A 17709-nucleotide genomic window follows, 5' to 3' on the forward strand; every position below is an offset into this window, starting at 1 on the left:
GGGCCGGGCTGCCGGGCAGGCGCCGTGCGGCTCCGTTCGACAGCTGAGGGGATTCAAGTAATGGCCGAGATTATCGACGGGCGTGCGGTCGCGCGTCAGCTGGACGAGGAAACCAAGGCGCAAGTGGATGCGATGGTCGCTGCCGGCCAGCCGCGCCCCGGCCTTGCCGTGGTTCTCGTCGGCGATGACGGCGCGAGCCAGGTCTATGTCCGTCGCAAGATCAAGGGCTGCGAGAAGGTCGGCATCCGCTCCATCGAACGGCGGCTGCCGGCGGACACCAGCCAGGCAGACCTGCTCTCTGTCGTGGCGGAGCTCAATGCCGATCCCGAAGTGAACGGCATCCTCGTGCAGGTGCCGCTGCCGGAGCATATCGACACCCGGCTCGTGCTCCGCTCCATCCGTCCGGAAAAGGATGTGGACGGCTTCCACCCGGTGAATGTCGGCCGGCTCTCCACCGGCACGGGCGGCATCGTCCCCTGTACCCCGCTGGGGGTGATGAAGCTGATCGACACGGTGGTGGACGATCTGACCGGCCTCGACGCCGTGGTGATCGGCAAGTCCAACATCGTCGGCAAGCCGGTCGCCAATTTGCTGCTCGACCGCGAGGCGACGGTCACCGTCACCCATATCCATACCGAGAACCTGCCGGAGATCGCGCGCAAGGCCGATATCATCGTCGCCGCTGCGGGTGCGCCGGAGCTGGTGAAGGGGTTCTGGGTGAAGGACGGCGCGGTGATCATCGACGTGGGCATCACCCGCATCATGGGCGAGGACGGCAAGGAGCGGCTCGTGGGCGACGTGGCCTTTGACGAGGTGCAGCACGCCAAGGCCGTGACTCCCGTCCCCGGCGGCGTCGGCCCGATGACGATCGCCTGCCTGCTGGCCAACACGGTTCAGGCCGCGAAGACCCAGCTGGAGGGCGACGGCGGGGCGGATGATTACGGCGATGCACCCGACCGCTCCATGTTCAGCGGCACCGCCGCCTGAAATCGCGTCGGCGGGCGGCGGGGGCTGGCGTCCTCCGCCCGCTTGGCCTAATCGGCGGCCATGCCGGGCAAGCAAGAGAAGATCTGGACCGCCGCCCTCCTGGTAATCGGTGACGAGATCCTCTCGGGCCGCACGCAGGATCGCAACATCGCCCAGGTGGCCAGCTGGCTGCAGGTGCAGGGCATCCGCCTGGCGGAAGTGCGCGTGGTGCCCGATGTGATAGCGCGGATCGCCGATGCGGTGAACGCGCTGCGGACGTCCTATGATTACCTCTTCACCACCGGCGGCATCGGCCCCACGCATGACGATATCAGCGTGGACGCGGTGGCCGCGGCACTGGGCGTGCCGGTGGTGATTCACCCCGAGGCGCGGGCGATTCTGGAAGACTACTACCAGACCCGTGGCGGGCTGAACGAGGCGCGGCTGCGCATGGCGCGGGTGCCGGAAGGGGCGGAGCTGATCCCCGATCGCATGTCGGGCGCGCCGGGCATCAAGATCGGCAACATCCATATGATGGCCGGCGTCCCCGCCATCGCCGCGCAGATGCTCGATGCCCTTACCGGAACGCTGGAGGGCGGCGCACCGCTGCTTAGCGACACCGTGGGCGGCTGGATCAAGGAAAGCGAAGTCGCCGATCTGCTGCGCGAGGTGGAGAAGGCGCATGAAGCCTGCCAGATCGGCAGCTATCCCTTTTTCCGCGAAGGGCGGACGGGTGCCAACTTCGTCATCCGCTCCACCGATGCGGGCGAACTCGCCCGCTGCATGGACGCGCTGTGCGATGGTCTCGCCGCCAAGGGGCTCGAGTTTACCCGCGGCGGGATCTGAGGGCACAAGGGCTTGTAGTCGCAGGCGTCAGGCACCGGCGCTGTGTGCTGGCACGGGCGGGCTGTAGGCAAGCCCTGCCGCAGCGGCTCTATTCTTCCTTGTATTCCGGATCGCGGCGGATGTCTTCGCGCAGGCGCTCCGCCCCCAATTCCGCCTCGCGGATTTCCCGCTGCGAACTCTGCCGGTTGCGGAAGAAGCCGTAATACATCACCACGATCAGCAGGATCGGGCCAGCGACGACGGTGAACAGCCACAAGGCTTCGGACATGGTGAAACTCCTTTCACCTGCCCAACGCATGGCGCGGCCTTTCCTTCCCGACAGCAAAAGGCCGGAAGGATCGCTCCTCCCGGCCCCTTGGTGATTGCTTGCGGGGAAGGGCTCAGGCGCCCTCCACCTCCGTCGTGTCGAGCTTGAGGCCCGGGCCCATGGTCGAGCTCAGCGAGATGCGACGGACATACTTGCCCTTCGCGCCCGAGGGCTTGGCCTTCACGATGGCGTCGGTCAGCGCCTTGAAGTTCACCTTCAGCTGCTCTTCCGTGAAGGAGAGCTTGCCGATGCCCGAATGGATGATGCCCTGCTTCTCCACGCGGAATTCCACCTGGCCGCCCTTCGCATCCTTCACCGCCTGGCCCACATTGGGGGTGACGGTGCCCAGCTTCGGGTTCGGCATCAGGCCCTTGGGGCCCAGCAGCTTGCCCAGGCGGCCGACCACGCCCATCATGTCGGGCGTCGCAATCACGCGATCGTAATCGAGATTGCCGGCCTGCATGTCTTCCATCAGGTCTTCGGCGCCCACCTTGTCGGCACCCGCATCCAGCGCTTCCTGCGCCTTCGCGTCCTTGGCGAACACGGCGACCTTGATGTCCTTGCCGGTGCCGGAGGGCAGCGACACCATGCCGCGCACCATCTGGTCCGCATGGCGCGGATCGACGCCGAGGTTCATCGCGACCTCGACCGTCTCGTCAAACTTCTTGCTGCCCAGATCCTTCAGCAGGGCGAGCGCTTCGTCAAAGCCATAGAGCTTTTCCGCCTCGACCTTGCCGGCCTGGAACTTCTGCTTCTTCGTCAGCTTCGCCATGGGTTCAGCCCTCCACCACTTCGAGGCCCATCGAGCGGGCAGAGCCTTCGATGATCTTGGTCGCCTGCTCGATATCGTTGGCGTTCAGATCCTTCATCTTCAGTTCGGCGATCTCGGCGAGCTTGGAGCGCGCGATCTTGCCGGCCGAAGTCTTGCCCGGCTCCTTGGAGCCCGACTTGAGGTTCGCGGCCTTCTTGATGAGGAAGCTGGCGGGCGGGGTCTTGGTTTCGAAGGTGAAGCTGCGATCCGCATAGACCGTGATGATCGTGGGGATCGGCATGCTCTTTTCGAGCTCCTGCGTGGCCGCGTTGAAGGCCTTGCAGAATTCCATGATGTTCACGCCGCGCTGGCCCAGGGCAGGGCCGATCGGCGGCGAGGGATTGGCGGCGCCGGCCGGCACCTGCAGCTTGATATAGCCGGTAATCTTCTTGGCCATCGCTGGCCTCCTTTCTCACTGTCGCCCGCCGCCGGAAACGGCAGGCTCATGGTAAGCGGTCAAGCGAGGCACGGATGCCTCTCCCGCACGGGTTCCCGAACTGTCGCAGGGAAGGCGCGCACATAGCGAATCCGGCCCGAAATGCAAGCGCCCGCCGCCGGCGGCGGGGCCCTCTCGCTGGAACACGCTGGAACACCTTGGAACAGGGTTCATGGCAGAAAAATCTGCGGCTGGATCAAGGACTTGTGAAGCGGAGGCAGGAAGGGGGAAAGGCAATGTGTCACCCTTTGCGCCATAGCGTCCGGCGGGGGTGTAGGACACCGCCCAGATGACCGCTGCCCGCCCTATCCGTCGCTTTCGCGAATCGTCTCGAAAGCGGCAGTGAAGGGCAGGGTTTCCAGCTCTCGCCGCGCTTCGTCCATGATCACCGCGCGGCCGCCGAGGTCGAGCCGTCCCTGGCGCATCTCATCTGCCAGCAGGGACCGTATGCCTTCGATCGCGCACAGCCGGGCATGGGGGAAATCGCGGCATTCCAGCCCCACATGATCTTCGGCAATGCCGGCATGATCGACGACTTCGATGAAGAATCGTGGCATATTGCTACTGATTTGAGCACGTTGTCGATCGCCGCGATTGACTTGGTAAGGACGTGCCCAGTAAGTTTACTCCGGGATAAATGGTAAGTGGGAGCCATTAATAGCCCATGAAGATTCTGCCGCTTTTGCGAAAACTGCAGAATGTTACTGCGCTTACCGATCAAGACGTATTGGCGCTCGATGACGCGGTGCTCCAGATAGATGATCTGCCCGCCCGGCAGGCGATCATAGCGGAAGGGGAGCGGCCGGCCTGCGTTCACCTGATCCTGGATGGCTGGGCCGCGCGGTGCAAGTTCACGCGGCGGGGTGCGCGCCAGTTCACCGGTTTCCTTGTTCCCGGCGATTTCTGCGACATGCATATCACCGTCCTCGCCCGCATGGATCATGCGATCGAAACGCTCACCCCATGCAAGGTGGCGCAGCTTTCGCCGCCGGCGCTCGATCGCCTCACGCGGGAGAACTCCAACCTCTCCCGCGCGCTGTGGTGGAGCACACTGGTGGACGAGGCGGTGCTGCGGGAATGGGTGGTCAACAACGGCCAGCGCACCGCTTACGAGGCGATCGCCCACATTCTGTGCGAAATGCACATGCGCCTGGACATGGTGGGGCTGGTGGCAGGCGATGTGCTGTCCTTCCCGCTGACGCAGGAGGATCTGGCCAGTGCCGCGGGGCTGACGGCGGTCCACACCAATCGCGTGCTGCAGAAGCTGCGCCAGCGCGGCCTGATCGAATTGCGCGAGCGCGTGCTGACCGTGCTGGACCTGCCGGGGCTGGAAGAGGCCGCCGGCTTCGATCGCGGCTATTTCCACCTCCTGCCGCGGCATGAGGCGGGCGTAGAACGCTAGGCGGCGTGGACAAATTCCGAGTTTTGTGAAGGGCAGAGAAGGGGTGGAGTGCGGTCATAGCCCTCTCCCCTTCAGGGGAGAGGGTTGGGAGAGGGTTGGGAGAGGGGGAGGGACTGCCCATGCCCCTCTCAACTCCGGCTAGGCGCTCCGCGCCAAGCCTGCGTATCTCTCCCCTGAAGGGGAGAGAGGCACCGCCCGCAATGGGGTCGTTTTCGGACGTTTGGGATTTGTCCACGCGCGCATTCGGCAGCGGCAGGCCGCTTTTTCGGTCTGGTTCGCAGCCGGCTCGTAACGGTTCCACGGCCGCTCCGGACCCTCTGCATCGACTCTAAAGATCGCCGCTGAACTGATGCAATCCGCCTGCGCAGGCTAGGCTTGGCCCGGCAGTTCCGGCAGTGCGCTGATTTCCCAGAAGCTGCCTTCATTGCGGGTGATCAGGCACAGCCGCTTGCCCTCTCGCCACAGTTCGACCGATTTCGTCCGCGCTTCGCGTTGCGCGATCGTCAGCGCCTCATAGGCGTCGTGGGCTTCGAATTCGATGTCCTTGGCCGGCAGCCCGTCCTCGCTCTGGAACTTGAGCCGGTAGGTGTTGCAGGCGACACTCCGCGACGCTGCGGAGGGCCGGCGCAGCCTTTCGAAAAACACTCCTCTTCCCATGGTTTCGCTCCTTCCGGAGCACAGCATGGCAAGCCGCTGCGAGTCGCAGTGCTGATATTTGTAAAGAACGGCGGAAAATTATCCGCCGCGCGGCCGGCGCGGCGGGACGCTGCCGTGCTTACTTGACGAGTTCGACCTGTTCGAAGTCCAGCTCCACCGGCGTGCCGCGGCCGAAGATGGAGACCGAGACCTTGACCTTCTGCTTGTCGAAATCGAGCTCTTCCACCACGCCGTTGAAGCTGGCGAAGGGGCCTTCCAGCACCTTGACCTGATCGCCGATCTCGTAATCGACTGAAACCTGCTTCTTGGGGGCAGCCTTGGCCTCTTCCACTCCGCCGAAATAGCGCGCGGCCTCCTTCTCGGAGATCGGCTGCGGCTTGCCGCCGGCGCCCAGGAAGCCGGTGACCTTCGGCGTGTTCTTGACCAGGTGATAGACATCATCGGTCATGTTGAGCTTGGCGAGGACATAGCCGGGCATGAACTTGCGTTCGACCTGCACCTTCTTCCCGCGCTTCACCTCGGTCACCGTTTCGGTCGGCACCTCCACGGCTTCCACGCCTTCGGACAGGCCGAGCCGTTCGGCTTCGGTGATGATCGAATCGCGAACCTTGCTTTCGAAACCGGAGTAGGCGTGGATGATGTACCAGCGGGCCATGTATCTCTTTCCGTAAATTCTGCGCGCGTCAGATCAGCTTGAGCAGCTGCTGCACCACGAAGCCGAAGATCGAATCGATCCCGAGGAAGAACACCGCGAGGATCAGCATCATGATCGCCACGAAGATCGCCGTGCGCACGGTCTCCTCGCGGCTCGGCCACACGACCTTGGAGGCTTCGCTGCGGACCTGCTTGAAGAAATCTGCTGGGCTGACCTTGGCCATCTCGTCATCGACCTTGCATAATGAACCTTCATTTCCGCCATAGGCCCTTCGCCGCCCCGGCTTATGCCGGGAGGGGCTGCGAAGCTCCGATGTCGGAAGACGGCAGGCGATGTAGCGACACAGGTGGAAAATGGCAAGCCGCCGGGGGCTTGCGCCGCGAAACAAGGGCTGGCGCCGCGCGCCATGCACCGGTAGCCTCTCCGTCTCTTTGGGGAACAGCGGGGACAGCGGGTGACGGGCGAACAGAGCGGGGCGACCTTTCTCGACCATGTGACGAATGTCTCTGACTTCATCTGGGGTGGCACCTTTGCCGGGCAGGAGGTGCTGCCGTTCCCGCCCATGGTGATCGTGCTGTTCGGCGTCGGCCTCTACATGATGATCGGCCTGCGGTTCATGCCGATCCTGAAGCTGGGCAGCGCCTTCGGCGGTTTGTTCGCCAGCCGCAAGGGCAGCGGCGCGGGCGAGATCAGCCCCTTCGCGGCGCTTTCCACCGCGCTTTCGGGGCAGGTCGGCACGGGCAATCTGGCCGGCGTCGCCACCGCGATCGCGCTGGGCGGGCCGGGCGCGGTGTTCTGGATGTGGATCACGGCCCTCATCGGCATGGCGCTGGCCTTCGCGGAAGGCAGCCTCGCCATCCGCTATCGCGAACGGACCAGCGACGGCGCCTATCGCGGCGGGCCGATGAGCTACATCATGATCGGCCTCGGCCCGAAATGGACCTGGCTGGCGATGGTGTTCTGCCTTGGCACGCTGTTCTCCTCGCTCGTCACCGGCAATTCGATCCAGTCCAACGCGGTGGCGGACGGGCTGAACGAGCTGTTCGGGCTGGAGGAATGGGCCGGCGGGCTGGTGACGGCCTTCGCCGTGTTCATCGTGATCATCGGCGGCATCCGCTCCATCGGCAATGTGGCGGACAAGATCGTGCCCTTCATGGCGGGCGCCTACATCGCCATGGCGGTGGTGGCGATCCTGCTGAACATCCAGGATATTCCTGAAACCTTCAGCCGTATCTTCGCCGGCGCCTTCAACGCGCAGAGCGCCAGCGGCGGCTTCGTGGGCGCGGCCATGATCATGGCGGTGCGCGCGGGCGTGGCGCGCGGCCTGTTCTCCAACGAGGCGGGGCAGGGCTCTACCCCCATCGCCCATGCCGTGGCGCAGACGGACGATCCGGCGCTGCAGGGCCGGCTGGCGATGATGGGCACCTTCATCGACACAATCGTGATCTGCACCATGACGGCGTTGGTGATCCTGACGGTGGAAGGCGATTTCCACGCCGGCACGGCGGCGGTGAAGCACGCCTGGCAATCGGATCTCACGGGCTTTGCCATGACCAGCGGCGCCTTCGCTGCGGCCTTCCCGCTGGCGTTTGGCGGTGTGCCGCTGGGCACGCTGATCGCCGGCGTGGCGCTGATCATGTTCGTGTTCACCACGCTGCTCACCTGGTCATACTATGGCGAGCGGGCGATCACCTTCCTCTACGACCGCGTGCCGGGATCGACCCGCGGCGGGGAGAAGCTGCTGCACCGCGCCTGGCGCGTGCTGTGGTGCCTGGCGATCTTCATCGGCGCGGTGCAGCCGTCGGAAACGGTGTGGCGGCTGGGCGATATCTCCAACGCCACCATGGCATTGCCAAACCTCTTGGCGCTGGCGCTGCTGTCAGGCGTGGTGTTCCGCCTCGCCCGCGGGGAACGCCGGGCGGGGGCGGACCATACGCAGGTGACGGCGGAAGAGCCGGACGAATATTGATCCCGGCTCTTCGGGGCACCGGCCCGGCGGCTTACCCCCGGCCGAACAGGCGGGCCAGCAGGCCGGGCTGTTCCATCGGCCGGATCGGGCCATAGGTGGCATAGCGCAGGCTGGCATCGCGATAGGGACGCGGCATGGTCCAGGAATCGGGGCGGCTACTGCGGAAAGACAGGCTCGACATGGCGTTGTCCTTGCTCATTTGACACGTTCTGCCGCTGAAAACCCACATCCTGCCGTTGCGGTTCCCGCCCTGCGCAGCGCGCGGGCTGAAAACGAATGGAATTACGAGGGGTTGAAGTCTCGCCCCGGCGTCGCCCGGTTACACGGGGGCGGGGCGGAAACTGGCAGGAGTGGAGGGACTCGAACCCCCGGCATTCGGTTTTGGAGACCGACGCTCTACCAACTGAGCTACACTCCTGCAGCAGGGGTGCGCCTCTATCGCCCGCATGCGCGCTTGGCAAGCGACGAGCGGCAGGCCACCTGCTAGCCTTCGCCCATGCACGCCCCTGCGCAGAGAACCATCCCCCTCGAACTACTGCTGGCCGCCTATCGCAGCGGCATCTTCCCCATGTCCGACAGCCGGGATGACGAGGATGTCTATTGGGTGGAGCCGCGCGAGCGGGCGATCCTGCCGCTGGACGGCTTCCGCTGCTCGCGCTCGCTGGCCAAGGCGATCCGGCAGGACCGGTTCCGCGTCACCTGCGATGCCGCTTTTGCCGAGGTGATCCACGCCTGCGCCGCGCCGCGCCCCGGCCATCCCGGAACCTGGATCAGCCGCCGCATCGCCGAGAGCTATCATGCGCTGCACGCGGCGGGCCATGCCCACTCGATCGAATGCTGGCAGGATGGCGAGCTGGTGGGCGGGCTCTATGGCGTGGCCTTCGACCGGGTGTTCTGCGGCGAAAGCATGTTCAGCCGGCGCACCGATGCCTCCAAGGTCGCACTCGGCTGGCTGGTCGTGCTGCTGCGGCGAGCGGGCTTCCTGCTGCTGGATTGCCAGTTCATGACCGAACACCTCGCCTCGCTTGGCGCGGTGGAGATCGAGCGGGACGAATATCTGCGGCTGCTGGCGGAAGCCACCGCCGCCCCGGCCGCGCAGTCGCTGCCCGAAGCCTATTCCGCGGTGCTGTCTGCCGCTGCCGGCGCTGCCTCTGCGGGCGTGGGCGAGGGGGAAGGCGTGTCCGTGGGGGAAGGGCTGGCCGAAGGCGCGGCGCGCGGCGCGGCCGATGGGGCCTCTGCCGTTTCCTGCCCCGGGAAGCTCATCGCGCAATCCTTGACCCACACGTCATAGATCGGATGTTCGACCACATTCAGGCTGGGCGAATTCTTGAACAGCCAGCCGGAGAAGATGCGGCGCCATTCGGGCTGCGAATCGGCATCGGGGCGATCCTGCACCAGCACCTGCACGAAGGCGCCCGTTTCCGGCGGGCTTTCCCACGGCGGCGTCCGCTCGCAGGCTGAAAGCCGCACGACCACATCGCCGACCCGGCGCGATTCGCCCGGCTTCAGCGTGATGTCCTGCGTCAGATTGTTGCGCTTGTTCAGCAGGCCCAGCGTGGCGACCCGCTCGGCCATGGGCGTCCCCACGCCGCTATCCACTGCCGGGGCGGCATCGGGCTTACCGGCCAGCTCTTCCGGCACCACGGTGCTTTCGGGTTCAGGAGCAGGCGCGCCCTTGCCGCAGGCGGCGAGCGAGAGCAGCAGCGCAGCGCCGGCCGTGGCGCGAATCACCCCTCCGGCGTCCAGGCTTCGTAATCGCCCGTGGCGCGGGCGCGCTTGCCGCCCTTCTCCAGCGCCCCCGTCGGGCGATAGGCACCCGGCGTGCCGGTGGCGTTGGGGGAATAATCCACCTGCCAGATGCGCGGCGGCGGCAGATGGCTTTCCGGCAGCTCGTCATAGGAATGATGCAGCCAGCCGTGCCATTCGGATGGCACGCGGCTGGCATCATTGGCGCCGTTGTAGATTACCCAGCGCTGTTCCAGCCCGCCTGCCGTCTTCCGCTTGGTGGAGCGGTAGTATTTGTTGCCGAGCGAGTCCGTGCCGACATGCTCCCCGTTCATGGAGCTGAACAGCGAGGTGCCGATCGTCGCACCGTCCCACCAGGTGAAGATCTTGGAGAGGATTCCCATGCCCCGCGCGTTAGCCGGAAGTGCCAAGCCGGTGCAAGCGTCTGTGCGGTCTACCAGCTCACCGTGTCGCCGGCTTTGATGCCCAGCTGGGCCGCGCGGCCGCCATTCAGCTCCAGCACGGCGACTGCCGGCCCGTCGGAGACGATCGGCTCTTCCGAAAAGGGCACGGCCTTGGCGGCGATGTTCACGATCTTGTCGTCGGTGCCGATGAAGATGATGTCCAGCGGCAGGATGGTGTCCTTCATCCAGAAGCTCAGCGTATGGGGCTGGGCATAGGGAAACAGCATCCCTTCGTCCGCGCCCATGGTCTCGCGCTGCATCAGCCCCTGCGCCTGCTGCTGCGGCGTGCGCGCCATTTCCACGCGGAAGCGGTGGGTCTTGCCCGATGAGGTGATGGACAGCGGCACCACTTCGAGGCCGGAAATCGGGTGGATCGAAACCTCCGGCACCGGCGCGGCCGTCTGCTCCGCCGCCTGGGGGGAACAGGCCGGCACCAGCAGCGACAGGGGGAGGAGGGCGGAAAGCAATACGGCGCGCATGGGGTCAGATCTCTCGCTCGTCTTCATCATCGGCTTCTGCGGCCCACTGTTCGGCCGCGGCGGCGCTGGGCGCATCCACGATGGCGACCGCGCAATCGGCCCTGTGCCCGGCGCGCAGCATCGCTGCAATCTGCTTTTCGCGGAGAGCACGGTCAGCCGCACCGCCATCACGGCCGAACGGGCCCAGACGGCGCTTGCGGGCGAGCGCCAGCGCGGCGTGCCGCTGTGCCGCTTCGCCCGGCGCCGTGTCGGCACGCAGATCGGCGTCGATCCCGGCCGCGCCGAGCGCTTCGCCGATGCGCCGCGGGCCATAGCCGCGGCGCAGCAGGCTGCCGCTCTTCGCCCGGGCATAGGCTTCATCATCCACATAGCCGAGGCCGGCGTAGCGGCTCACCAGTGCCGGAATATCGGGCGGGGCTTCCCCCTCCCATCCCCGCTCGCGCAGCTTGCGCGCCAGATAGGCTTCCAGCTTGCCGGTGGAGGTGGCGAAACGGGCCATATAGGACAGCGCCAGATCGCGCAGCCGGGCTTCATCCAGCGGCTTTGGCTTGCGTCGCTGGCCGTTGCGTGCTTGTTCATAGCCGCTCATTGGCCATATTCGTGCCACAGTCGTTGACAAATGGGAAAGATTATCGCGGGGCCGGTATGCTATCGGCGCCGCTGTATTGTATTGGGAGAGCGCCGCACAGCGCGCAGAAGACGGGTTGCCAGCTGAAGATATGACCGAACTCACCCCCACTCCTAATGACTGCCCGCTGCCCCGGCGCCGGGCGGATTTCGCCACTTTCAACGCTGCCGTGGACTATGCCGCCCGAAGCGAGAAGGGCCTGAATTTCCACGACATGCGCGGGACGCTGACCTGCGTCTATCCCTATCGCCAGATGCGCGAAGATGCGTTGCTGATGGCCCGCCGGCTGGTTGCCGCCGGGGTCGAAAAGGGCGATCGCGTGGCGCTGATCGCGGAAACGGGGCCGGATTTCGCGGCGCTGTTCTGCGGCGCGGTCTATGCCGGCGCCTGGCCCGTGCCGCTGCCGCTGCCGACAACCTTCGGCGGCAAGGAAAACTATATCGAGCAGCTGGCGGTGCAGCTGGAAAGCTGCGATCCGAAAGTCCTGCTCTATCCGGCTGAGATCTCTGAAATGGCCGGTGCCGCCGCCGTGCGGCAGGGTTGCGAAGGCATCGACTGGGAAAGCTTTGCCGAGCGCGAGGCGCCCGAGGCCGAGCTGCCCGAAGCCCAGCCGGACGACATCTGCTATCTCCAGTATTCCAGCGGATCGACCCGCTTCCCCACCGGCGTGGCGGTGACCCACCGGGCCCTGCTGCACAATCTCTATGGCCATGCCTCCTCGATGAACATCGGGGAGAATGACCGGGTGGCGAGCTGGCTGCCGTGGTATCACGACATGGGGCTGGTCGGCTGCTTCCTGTCGCTGATCGCCAATCAGGTGTCGGTGGACTATCTGCGCACCGAACATTTCGCGCGCCGCCCGCTGGCCTGGCTCGATCTCATCAGCCGCAACCAGGGCAACACGCTCTCCTACTCCCCCACCTTCGGCTATGACATCTGCGCGCGGCGCATTTCCAGCCAGTCGAATGTGGCAGAACGTTTCGACCTGTCGCGCTGGCGGCTGGCGGGCAATGGCGCGGACATGATCCGGCCCGACGTGATGCAGAATTTCGTCAATGCCTTCGCGCCCGCCGGTTTCCGGGCGAGTGCCTTCACCCCCAGCTATGGCCTGGCCGAAGCGACGCTGGCCGTGACCGTGATGCCCCCGGGCGAGGGCATCCGCGTGGAACTGGTGGAGGAAGAGCGGCTGTCGGGATCGAAGCGCGATCTCTCCCGCCCGGCGCGCTATCGCGCGATCGTGAACTGCGGCAAGCCGCTGCCCGATATGGATGTGGAAATCCGCGGGGAAGGCGGCAAGGCGCGCAAGGACCGGCAGATCGGCAAGGTGTGGTGCCGCGGCCCCAGCGTGATGCATTCCTATTTCCGCAATCCCGAAGCCACCGCCGAATGCTTGGTGGATGGCTGGCTGGACACGGGCGACATGGGCTACATGGCCGATGGCTATCTGTTCATCGTCGGCCGGGCGAAGGACATGATCATCATCAACGGCAAGAACCACTGGCCGCAGGATATCGAATGGGCGGTGGAGCAATTGCCGGGCTTCAACCATGGCGACATCGCCGCCTTCTCCGTCGAGATGGAGAACGGGGAAGAGGCGCCTGCCGTGCTGGTGCATTGCCGCGTGTCCGACCCGGACGAGCGGATCAGGCTGCGCGACACGATCCGCGACAAGGTGCGCGCGATCACCGGGATGAATTGCGTGGTCGAACTGGTGCCCCCGCGCACCCTGCCGCGCACCAGCTCGGGCAAGCTCAGCCGCGCCAAGGCCAAGCGGCTGTATCTTTCGGGCGAGATCGAGCCGCTGAATCTGGCGGCGTAACCTAACCGGCCGGGCGGCGCCTTGCGGCGTCGCTCAGCCCAGCAGCAGCACGCCGAGCACCACCAGCAGCGCCAGCAGCCCCACGCCCCACACCAGCGTGCGGACCTTGGGCACGCCAGTCCAGTAGAGCGGCAGGTAGATCACCCGCGCGGCCAGCCACACCCAGGCGGCCGCGGCGCTGACCGGGCCGGCCTTGCCGGCGAGCACCACGCCCAGCAGCGCCGCCACGGCGATGGGGAAGGTCTCCAGGAAATTGCCCCGCGCCCGGTCCAGCCGGCCGGCGACGTGGTTGAGCGGGGGCAGGTCCTCGTCGCGCGCGCCCATGTTCCATTCGCGGCCATATTGCTGCGTCTTGTAATACCCCGCCAGCAGCACATGGGCGAGCAGCAGGAGGCAGGCGAGCGCGAGGACAAGCAGTTCGGCAGGCATGGTCATTCTCCCGTATCGGCGGAGGGGGATTCGTCGGGGGCGGCCCAGCGCAAAGTCACCTCGCCGTAGCCGGAGCCCTTGGGCCGGGCGATTACCGCCACGCCCTTGGCCGCGAGCGCTGCGCGGACGGCCTCCACCGCGTCGGTGGGGCCGGAGATCACCACCGGCGCGCCGATCCGCTCCGCCGCCCACACCGTCAGCGCCAGCGCTTCGGCACCGCGGTCGGTCATCGCGTCATCCTCGAAGGCGATTGGGGGCAGCGGGCGGGCGGGGGGCACGAGCTGCACCGTCCATTCCGGTTCCTGCCCGGAGATGCGGCGCTCCAGCTCGAAATAGGCGCCGAGGGAGGCGCCATCGAGCGGTTTCGCCCGCACGGTGGCGCGGCGCCGCTCTCGGTCCACCAGCACCTCGCTATCCGGCACGCCGGCCACCAGCGCGAGCCGCTCGGCCAGTTCCTCCGCCCGCTGCAGATCGGCCTCGCGCTGGGCCTGCACGGCGGCGAGCTGCGCGACTTCGGCCGCCTGCGCATCGGTACCCACGCGATACTGGGTCAGCTTCACTTCCACCGGCGCGCCGATGCGGCGGCTGGTGGCACGGGCGATCACCCGCTCCGCATCGCTCTTGAGCTCGGGCGTCAGCACCGTGGCGGACACCTGGATCGGCTGGGTGTTGTAGTTCACATCGATCTGCGAAAGGCGCGCGCGATCGTCAAAAGCATCGGCCACGGCGGCGTTGATCTGGCGCGTGGCGTTGGATTCCCAGGCGATCTGGCGCAGCGAAATGCCCAGCGGGATCGCCAGCGCCACGAAGGCGGCGATGATCAACACGGTCTGGAACTGCGTCTGCCGGTCCGACAGGGTGGTGCGGAAGCCATAGAGCCGCGCCATCACCGCCGCGGTGAAGGCAATCGTCATCAGGTTCGTCACGAACAGCATCAGCGCGCCGGAGAACACCGTCCAGTTGAAGGTGGCGAGGCCGAAGCCGACCACCGCCAGCGGCGGCATCAGGGCGGTGGCGATGGCCACGCCGACAACCGTGCCTTCGCGCCCGCGGATCATCGCATAGGCGCCGGCGATGGCCGAAAACAGCGCCACCAGCAGGTCGAACAGATTGGGCTTGGTGCGCGCCGCGATCTCCGACGTCACCGTCTGCAGCGGGGAGAGCATCACCACCAGCGCGCAGAAACCGACGGAGAGCAGCGTACCCACCACCAGCGAGCGCGAGGATTGCTTGATCCAGCGGAAATCGCCGATGGCGAGGCCGAAGCCCGCCCCCATGATCGGCCCCATCAGCGGCGAAAGCAGCATGGCGCCGATCACCACCGCGGGAGAGGAGAGCAGCAGGCCGAGGATGGCGATCCCCGCGCTCATCGCCAGCATCAGCAGGTAGCGCGCGCTGAGCCCGCATTCCTCTCGTCGGCGGGCGATCACCTCGGCCTGGTTGACGGTGCCGACCACATCGGTGCGCCACCAATGCAGCCAGCTATAGACCACGTCACGAAAGCCGTTGGTCCCGTTTGCGGGGTCCGTTGCTGTTTCACTCACGGCTTCGCTCGCCACGCAGGTCGCCTCCCAGTCAAAAGCGCGTTAGACTGGTGGGGTAGCAGGGTGGCGGCGCGCTTGAAATGCGTGTCTTGCATATCTAATACAGTGGCATGCGTCCCAAGGGGTCTGACGAGAATGGCAACCAGCACCAATAATGCGACCAAGACGGATCTCGGCCTCGAGCTGACACCGCCCGATCCGGTGCCCACCGTCAGCGCGGAAAAGGCCGCCGGCCTCGTGCCGGTGAGCGACGAGAAGAAGACGAAGCTGGACGAGAAGGTGGACAGCTTCGTGGCCGATCTGGTCTCGCTGGATGCCAATTCGCCCGATTTCGGCAAGAAGGTGGACCAGATCACCAGCATGGGCCGCAAGGAAATTGCGGCCGCCGCCGGCATGTCCAACCGCTTCCTCGATCGCCCGGTGCGGGCGATGGACAAGGATGAAGGCGTCGGCGCCGATCTGGCCCAGCTGCGCCGCGTGGTGGAGGAACTCGATCCCGGCAAGCGCGGCAAGCTTTCGGGCACCCGCAAGATCCTGGGCATCATCCCCTGGGGCAACAAGCTGAACGAATATTTCCGCAGCTACCAGAGCGCGCAGACGCATATCCAGTCCATCCTCTCCAGCCTCGCCAGCGGCAAGGACGAGCTGCTGATGGACAATGCCGCCATCGATGTGGAGCGGCAGAAGCTGTGGGAATCCATGGGCAGCCTGGAGCAGATGATCCACATCGCCAAGACGCTGGACGCGCGGCTGGAAGACAAGGCGGCCGAGCTGGACGCGACCGATCCGGCAAAGGCCAAGGCCATTCGCGAGACGGCGCTGTTCTATGTCCGCCAGCGCACGCAGGATCTGCTGACGCAGATGGCGGTGAGCGTGCAGGGCTATCTCGCGCTCGATCTCGTCAAGAAGAACAATGTGGAGCTGGTGAAGGGCGTGGACCGCGCCAGCACCACCACCGTTTCCGCCCTGCGCACCGCGGTGACGGTGGCGGAGGCAATGACCAACCAGCGGCTGGTGCTGCAGCAGATCACCTCGCTCAACCAGACCACCGCCAATATCATCGATTCCACCAGCACCATGCTGGCCGACCAGACGGGCAAGATCCACGAACAGGCCGCCTCCAGCACCATCCCGCTGGAAACGCTGCAGCGCGCCTTCCAGAACATCTATGACACGATGGACAATATCGACAGCTTCAAGCTGCGCGCGCTGGACAGCATGAAGCAGACGGTCACCACCCTCTCTGCCGAGGTGGAGAAGTCCAAGGGCTATATCGCCCGCGCCGAAGGGCAGTCGCAGGCGCAGGCCAATATCGCCGCCAGCGAACCGTCGCTGCTGTCGCTGGACAGCTGATGGCAGGGGACCTGACCGGCCAGAGCGATCGCATCCTGTCGGACGGGCGCGCCCTGGTGCGTGACAACCAGTCCGGCGGGCGGCATCGGCGCGGGCCGATCGGCAAGGGTTCGGCGGAACTGCGCCGCGGCAATCTGATGACGCGGATCAAGCTGATCGCCGCCGCGCTGTTCACCATCGTGATCGCCGCCTCCGCCGCCGGCATCGCGCTGGACGGGATCGGCTTCACCGGCGTGATGGTCACCTTCCTCGCCATTGTGGCGGCGGTGTTCCTGTTCGGCAATTTCCCCAAGGTGAAGGTGCCGCGCCGCGCCGATCTCACCCGCACGCAGGATGCGCGCCAGCTCGTCGCCCGCACCGAATTGTGGCTGGAACACCAGCGGCCGGCCCTGCCGCCGCCGGCCGTCACTCTGGTGGACCAGATCGGCGTGCAGCTGGATGCGCTGGGCCTGCAGCTGGACGGGATCGATCCGGCCCATCCGGCGGCAGTGGAAACGCGCAAGCTGGTGGGCGAGCACCTGCCCGAAATGGTGGAGAGCTATCGCCGGATACCCGCGAACATGCGGCGCGAAGGCGGGGCGGGCGGATCGCCCGACCAGCAATTCGTCGATAGCCTGGGCAAGATCAGCGGAGAGATCGACCGGGTCACCCGCCAGCTGGCAAGCGGCGCGATCGACGATCTCGCGGTGCGCAGCCGCTATCTCGAATATAAATATGGCGAGGCGATGGAGCCGGCCGGCAAGGAGGATTGATGGAAGTCGCGCTGCCCCACGGGCTGGGCAAGGCCGAGGTCCGCCGCCGGCTGCACGCCAACAGCCATGAAATCGCCGATCACATACCTGGCGGCTTCGCCGATGTGGCGACCAGCTGGCCGAGCGAGGACCGGATGGCGATGACCATCAACGCCATGGGCCAGACCATCGCCGGCCATGTCGATGTCGAAGACAGCCGCGTGCTGATGGTGTTCGATCTGCCGCCCGCGCTCGGCTTCCTCAAGCCGCTGATCGAAGCGGCGGTGCGCCAGCAGGGGGACAAGCTGCTCGCCCCGCCGGAATAGCGCCGGGCTTTCCTACTTCCCGCCGGCGGTGCTGGGTGCCGGCATGTCTCTCCGCCCGCTCTCTGCCTCTGCCCAGCCCCGCGCAAGTTATTGGCTTCGGGGCAGAATTTTTGCGCACGAACCCTGTTCCAGCGTGTTCCAGCGGGCGGCGCCGGAACGCTG

General features: G+C 66.1%; 22 protein-coding genes, 1 tRNA gene and 1 pseudogene. 9 read left to right on the forward strand and 15 right to left on the reverse strand.

Annotated elements, in window-relative coordinates:
* Window positions 1–60: 60 nt before the first annotated feature.
* Window positions 61–987 (forward strand): bifunctional methylenetetrahydrofolate dehydrogenase/methenyltetrahydrofolate cyclohydrolase FolD, encoded by a 927-nt coding sequence (gene folD, locus AEB_RS04945; protein ID WP_119082189.1) that lies wholly within the window; start codon window positions 61–63, stop codon window positions 985–987.
* Between the two features lie 60 nt (window positions 988–1047).
* The gene (locus AEB_RS04950) at window positions 1048–1812 is read left to right on the forward strand and encodes a competence/damage-inducible protein A (protein WP_119082190.1); all 765 of its coding nucleotides are present in this window, start codon (window positions 1048–1050) and stop codon (window positions 1810–1812) included.
* Between the two features lie 88 nt (window positions 1813–1900).
* On the opposite strand, the gene AEB_RS04955 is transcribed toward AEB_RS04950, so the two are convergent.
* The 4 genes from AEB_RS04955 to AEB_RS04970 form a co-directional block, all read right to left on the reverse strand.
* Window positions 1901–2080 (reverse strand): hypothetical protein, encoded by a 180-nt coding sequence (locus AEB_RS04955; protein WP_119082191.1) that lies wholly within the window; start codon window positions 2078–2080, stop codon window positions 1901–1903.
* Window positions 2081–2192: 112 nt separating this feature from the next.
* Complete coding sequence (gene rplA / locus AEB_RS04960; protein WP_119082192.1) at window positions 2193–2891, reverse strand: 50S ribosomal protein L1; 699 nt, start codon at window positions 2889–2891, stop codon at window positions 2193–2195.
* Window positions 2892–2895: 4 nt separating this feature from the next.
* On the reverse strand, window positions 2896–3327 hold the full coding sequence (gene rplK / locus AEB_RS04965) for a 50S ribosomal protein L11 (RefSeq protein WP_119082193.1): 432 nt from the start codon (window positions 3325–3327) through the stop codon (window positions 2896–2898).
* Between the two features lie 344 nt (window positions 3328–3671).
* Window positions 3672–3923 (reverse strand): DUF6894 family protein, encoded by a 252-nt coding sequence (locus AEB_RS04970; protein ID WP_119082194.1) that lies wholly within the window; start codon window positions 3921–3923, stop codon window positions 3672–3674.
* A gap of 107 nt (window positions 3924–4030) precedes the next feature.
* Here AEB_RS04970 and AEB_RS04975 point away from each other — a divergent pair, with 107 nt between their 5' ends.
* Complete coding sequence (locus AEB_RS04975; RefSeq protein ID WP_119082195.1) at window positions 4031–4768, forward strand: Crp/Fnr family transcriptional regulator; 738 nt, start codon at window positions 4031–4033, stop codon at window positions 4766–4768.
* A 369-nt stretch (window positions 4769–5137) separates the two neighbouring features.
* Here AEB_RS04975 and AEB_RS04980 read toward each other — a convergent pair whose 3' ends face one another.
* The 3 genes from AEB_RS04980 to secE form a co-directional block, all read right to left on the reverse strand.
* On the reverse strand, window positions 5138–5425 hold the full coding sequence (locus AEB_RS04980; protein ID WP_145985265.1) for a hypothetical protein: 288 nt from the start codon (window positions 5423–5425) through the stop codon (window positions 5138–5140).
* A gap of 118 nt (window positions 5426–5543) precedes the next feature.
* A complete protein-coding gene (gene nusG / locus AEB_RS04985; protein ID WP_119082197.1) occupies window positions 5544–6080 on the reverse strand; it encodes a transcription termination/antitermination protein NusG in 537 nt (178 codons plus the stop codon).
* A gap of 28 nt (window positions 6081–6108) precedes the next feature.
* Complete coding sequence (gene secE, locus AEB_RS04990; protein ID WP_119082198.1) at window positions 6109–6303, reverse strand: preprotein translocase subunit SecE; 195 nt, start codon at window positions 6301–6303, stop codon at window positions 6109–6111.
* Window positions 6304–6534: 231 nt separating this feature from the next.
* On the opposite strand from secE, the gene AEB_RS04995 reads away from it, so the two are divergent.
* Window positions 6535–8049, forward strand: a complete 1515-nt coding sequence (locus AEB_RS04995; protein WP_231958915.1) for an alanine/glycine:cation symporter family protein — start codon at window positions 6535–6537, stop codon at window positions 8047–8049.
* A 31-nt stretch (window positions 8050–8080) separates the two neighbouring features.
* Here the strand turns inward: AEB_RS04995 and AEB_RS18135 are convergent, their stop codons facing one another.
* Both AEB_RS18135 and AEB_RS05000 read right to left on the reverse strand, forming a co-directional pair.
* Window positions 8081–8248, reverse strand: a complete 168-nt coding sequence (locus AEB_RS18135) for a hypothetical protein (RefSeq protein ID WP_172592934.1) — start codon at window positions 8246–8248, stop codon at window positions 8081–8083.
* A gap of 143 nt (window positions 8249–8391) precedes the next feature.
* Window positions 8392–8467, reverse strand: a tRNA-Trp gene (locus AEB_RS05000).
* A 78-nt stretch (window positions 8468–8545) separates the two neighbouring features.
* Between AEB_RS05000 and aat the strand changes: the two genes are divergently transcribed.
* Complete coding sequence (gene aat / locus AEB_RS05005; protein WP_119082199.1) at window positions 8546–9340, forward strand: leucyl/phenylalanyl-tRNA--protein transferase; 795 nt, start codon at window positions 8546–8548, stop codon at window positions 9338–9340.
* Between the two features lie 35 nt (window positions 9341–9375).
* Here aat and AEB_RS18365 read toward each other — a convergent pair.
* The 4 genes and pseudogenes from AEB_RS18365 to AEB_RS05025 all read right to left on the reverse strand — a co-directional run.
* Window positions 9376–9624, reverse strand: a pseudogene (locus AEB_RS18365) (DUF2155 domain-containing protein); the annotation flags it as partial.
* Between the two features lie 152 nt (window positions 9625–9776).
* The gene (locus tag AEB_RS05015; protein ID WP_119082200.1) at window positions 9777–10178 is read right to left on the reverse strand and encodes an NADH:ubiquinone oxidoreductase subunit NDUFA12; all 402 of its coding nucleotides are present in this window, start codon (window positions 10176–10178) and stop codon (window positions 9777–9779) included.
* A gap of 50 nt (window positions 10179–10228) precedes the next feature.
* Complete coding sequence (locus AEB_RS05020; RefSeq protein WP_119082201.1) at window positions 10229–10717, reverse strand: DUF192 domain-containing protein; 489 nt, start codon at window positions 10715–10717, stop codon at window positions 10229–10231.
* A 4-nt stretch (window positions 10718–10721) separates the two neighbouring features.
* Window positions 10722–11306, reverse strand: a complete 585-nt coding sequence (locus AEB_RS05025; protein WP_119082202.1) for a regulatory protein RecX — start codon at window positions 11304–11306, stop codon at window positions 10722–10724.
* Window positions 11307–11436: 130 nt separating this feature from the next.
* On the opposite strand from AEB_RS05025, the gene AEB_RS05030 reads away from it, so the two are divergent.
* A complete protein-coding gene (locus AEB_RS05030; RefSeq protein ID WP_119082203.1) occupies window positions 11437–13164 on the forward strand; it encodes a fatty acyl-AMP ligase in 1728 nt (575 codons plus the stop codon).
* Window positions 13165–13197: 33 nt separating this feature from the next.
* Here the strand turns inward: AEB_RS05030 and AEB_RS05035 are convergent, their stop codons facing one another.
* Window positions 13198–13593, reverse strand: a complete 396-nt coding sequence (locus AEB_RS05035) for an MAPEG family protein (RefSeq protein WP_119082204.1) — start codon at window positions 13591–13593, stop codon at window positions 13198–13200.
* A gap of 2 nt (window positions 13594–13595) precedes the next feature.
* Window positions 13596–15137, reverse strand: a complete 1542-nt coding sequence (locus tag AEB_RS05040) for a DUF389 domain-containing protein (RefSeq protein ID WP_231958916.1) — start codon at window positions 15135–15137, stop codon at window positions 13596–13598.
* 135 nt (window positions 15138–15272) lie between these two features.
* Between AEB_RS05040 and AEB_RS05045 the strand changes: the two genes are divergently transcribed.
* From AEB_RS05045 to AEB_RS05055, 3 genes are read left to right on the forward strand one after another with little or no spacing between them, the layout of a single operon-like run.
* A complete protein-coding gene (locus AEB_RS05045; protein ID WP_119082206.1) occupies window positions 15273–16490 on the forward strand; it encodes a toxic anion resistance protein in 1218 nt (405 codons plus the stop codon).
* Window positions 16490–17242 (forward strand): hypothetical protein, encoded by a 753-nt coding sequence (locus AEB_RS05050; protein WP_119082207.1) that lies wholly within the window; start codon window positions 16490–16492, stop codon window positions 17240–17242. Before AEB_RS05045 ends, AEB_RS05050 begins: the two co-directional genes overlap by 1 nt.
* Window positions 17242–17547 carry a polyhydroxyalkanoic acid system family protein gene (locus AEB_RS05055; RefSeq protein WP_119082208.1) on the forward strand — a complete coding sequence of 102 codons (306 nt, stop codon included), beginning with the start codon at window positions 17242–17244 and terminating at the stop codon, window positions 17545–17547. Before AEB_RS05050 ends, AEB_RS05055 begins: the two co-directional genes overlap by 1 nt.
* Window positions 17548–17709: the final 162 nt, after the last annotated feature.

The organism is Altererythrobacter sp. B11 (assembly GCF_003569745.1).
Taxonomy (GTDB): Bacteria; Pseudomonadota; Alphaproteobacteria; order Sphingomonadales; family Sphingomonadaceae; genus Croceibacterium_C.

What these genes read in the sequence shown, in the direction of transcription:
- rplA (WP_119082192.1), bottom strand. Translation starts at nt 2,891, where the DNA reads ATGGCGAAGCTGACGAAGAAGCAGAAGTTCCAGGCCGGCAAGGTCGAG.
- AEB_RS05045 (WP_119082206.1), top strand. Translation starts at nt 15,273, where the DNA reads ATGGCAACCAGCACCAATAATGCGACCAAGACGGATCTCGGCCTCGAG.
- AEB_RS04980 (WP_145985265.1), bottom strand. Translation starts at nt 5,425, where the DNA reads ATGGGAAGAGGAGTGTTTTTCGAAAGGCTGCGCCGGCCCTCCGCAGCG.
- AEB_RS18135 (WP_172592934.1), bottom strand. Translation starts at nt 8,248, where the DNA reads ATGAGCAAGGACAACGCCATGTCGAGCCTGTCTTTCCGCAGTAGCCGC.
- AEB_RS05020 (WP_119082201.1), bottom strand. Translation starts at nt 10,717, where the DNA reads ATGCGCGCCGTATTGCTTTCCGCCCTCCTCCCCCTGTCGCTGCTGGTG.
- AEB_RS05055 (WP_119082208.1), top strand. Translation starts at nt 17,242, where the DNA reads ATGGAAGTCGCGCTGCCCCACGGGCTGGGCAAGGCCGAGGTCCGCCGC.
- AEB_RS04955 (WP_119082191.1), bottom strand. Translation starts at nt 2,080, where the DNA reads ATGTCCGAAGCCTTGTGGCTGTTCACCGTCGTCGCTGGCCCGATCCTG.
- AEB_RS04970 (WP_119082194.1), bottom strand. Translation starts at nt 3,923, where the DNA reads ATGCCACGATTCTTCATCGAAGTCGTCGATCATGCCGGCATTGCCGAA.
- AEB_RS04950 (WP_119082190.1), top strand. Translation starts at nt 1,048, where the DNA reads ATGCCGGGCAAGCAAGAGAAGATCTGGACCGCCGCCCTCCTGGTAATC.
- nusG (WP_119082197.1), bottom strand. Translation starts at nt 6,080, where the DNA reads ATGGCCCGCTGGTACATCATCCACGCCTACTCCGGTTTCGAAAGCAAG.
- AEB_RS04975 (WP_119082195.1), top strand. Translation starts at nt 4,031, where the DNA reads ATGAAGATTCTGCCGCTTTTGCGAAAACTGCAGAATGTTACTGCGCTT.
- folD (WP_119082189.1), top strand. Translation starts at nt 61, where the DNA reads ATGGCCGAGATTATCGACGGGCGTGCGGTCGCGCGTCAGCTGGACGAG.
- AEB_RS05025 (WP_119082202.1), bottom strand. Translation starts at nt 11,306, where the DNA reads ATGAGCGGCTATGAACAAGCACGCAACGGCCAGCGACGCAAGCCAAAG.
- AEB_RS05050 (WP_119082207.1), top strand. Translation starts at nt 16,490, where the DNA reads ATGGCAGGGGACCTGACCGGCCAGAGCGATCGCATCCTGTCGGACGGG.
- secE (WP_119082198.1), bottom strand. Translation starts at nt 6,303, where the DNA reads ATGGCCAAGGTCAGCCCAGCAGATTTCTTCAAGCAGGTCCGCAGCGAA.
- AEB_RS05035 (WP_119082204.1), bottom strand. Translation starts at nt 13,593, where the DNA reads ATGCCTGCCGAACTGCTTGTCCTCGCGCTCGCCTGCCTCCTGCTGCTC.
- aat (WP_119082199.1), top strand. Translation starts at nt 8,546, where the DNA reads ATGCACGCCCCTGCGCAGAGAACCATCCCCCTCGAACTACTGCTGGCC.
- rplK (WP_119082193.1), bottom strand. Translation starts at nt 3,327, where the DNA reads ATGGCCAAGAAGATTACCGGCTATATCAAGCTGCAGGTGCCGGCCGGC.
- AEB_RS05030 (WP_119082203.1), top strand. Translation starts at nt 11,437, where the DNA reads ATGACCGAACTCACCCCCACTCCTAATGACTGCCCGCTGCCCCGGCGC.
- AEB_RS05015 (WP_119082200.1), bottom strand. Translation starts at nt 10,178, where the DNA reads ATGGGAATCCTCTCCAAGATCTTCACCTGGTGGGACGGTGCGACGATC.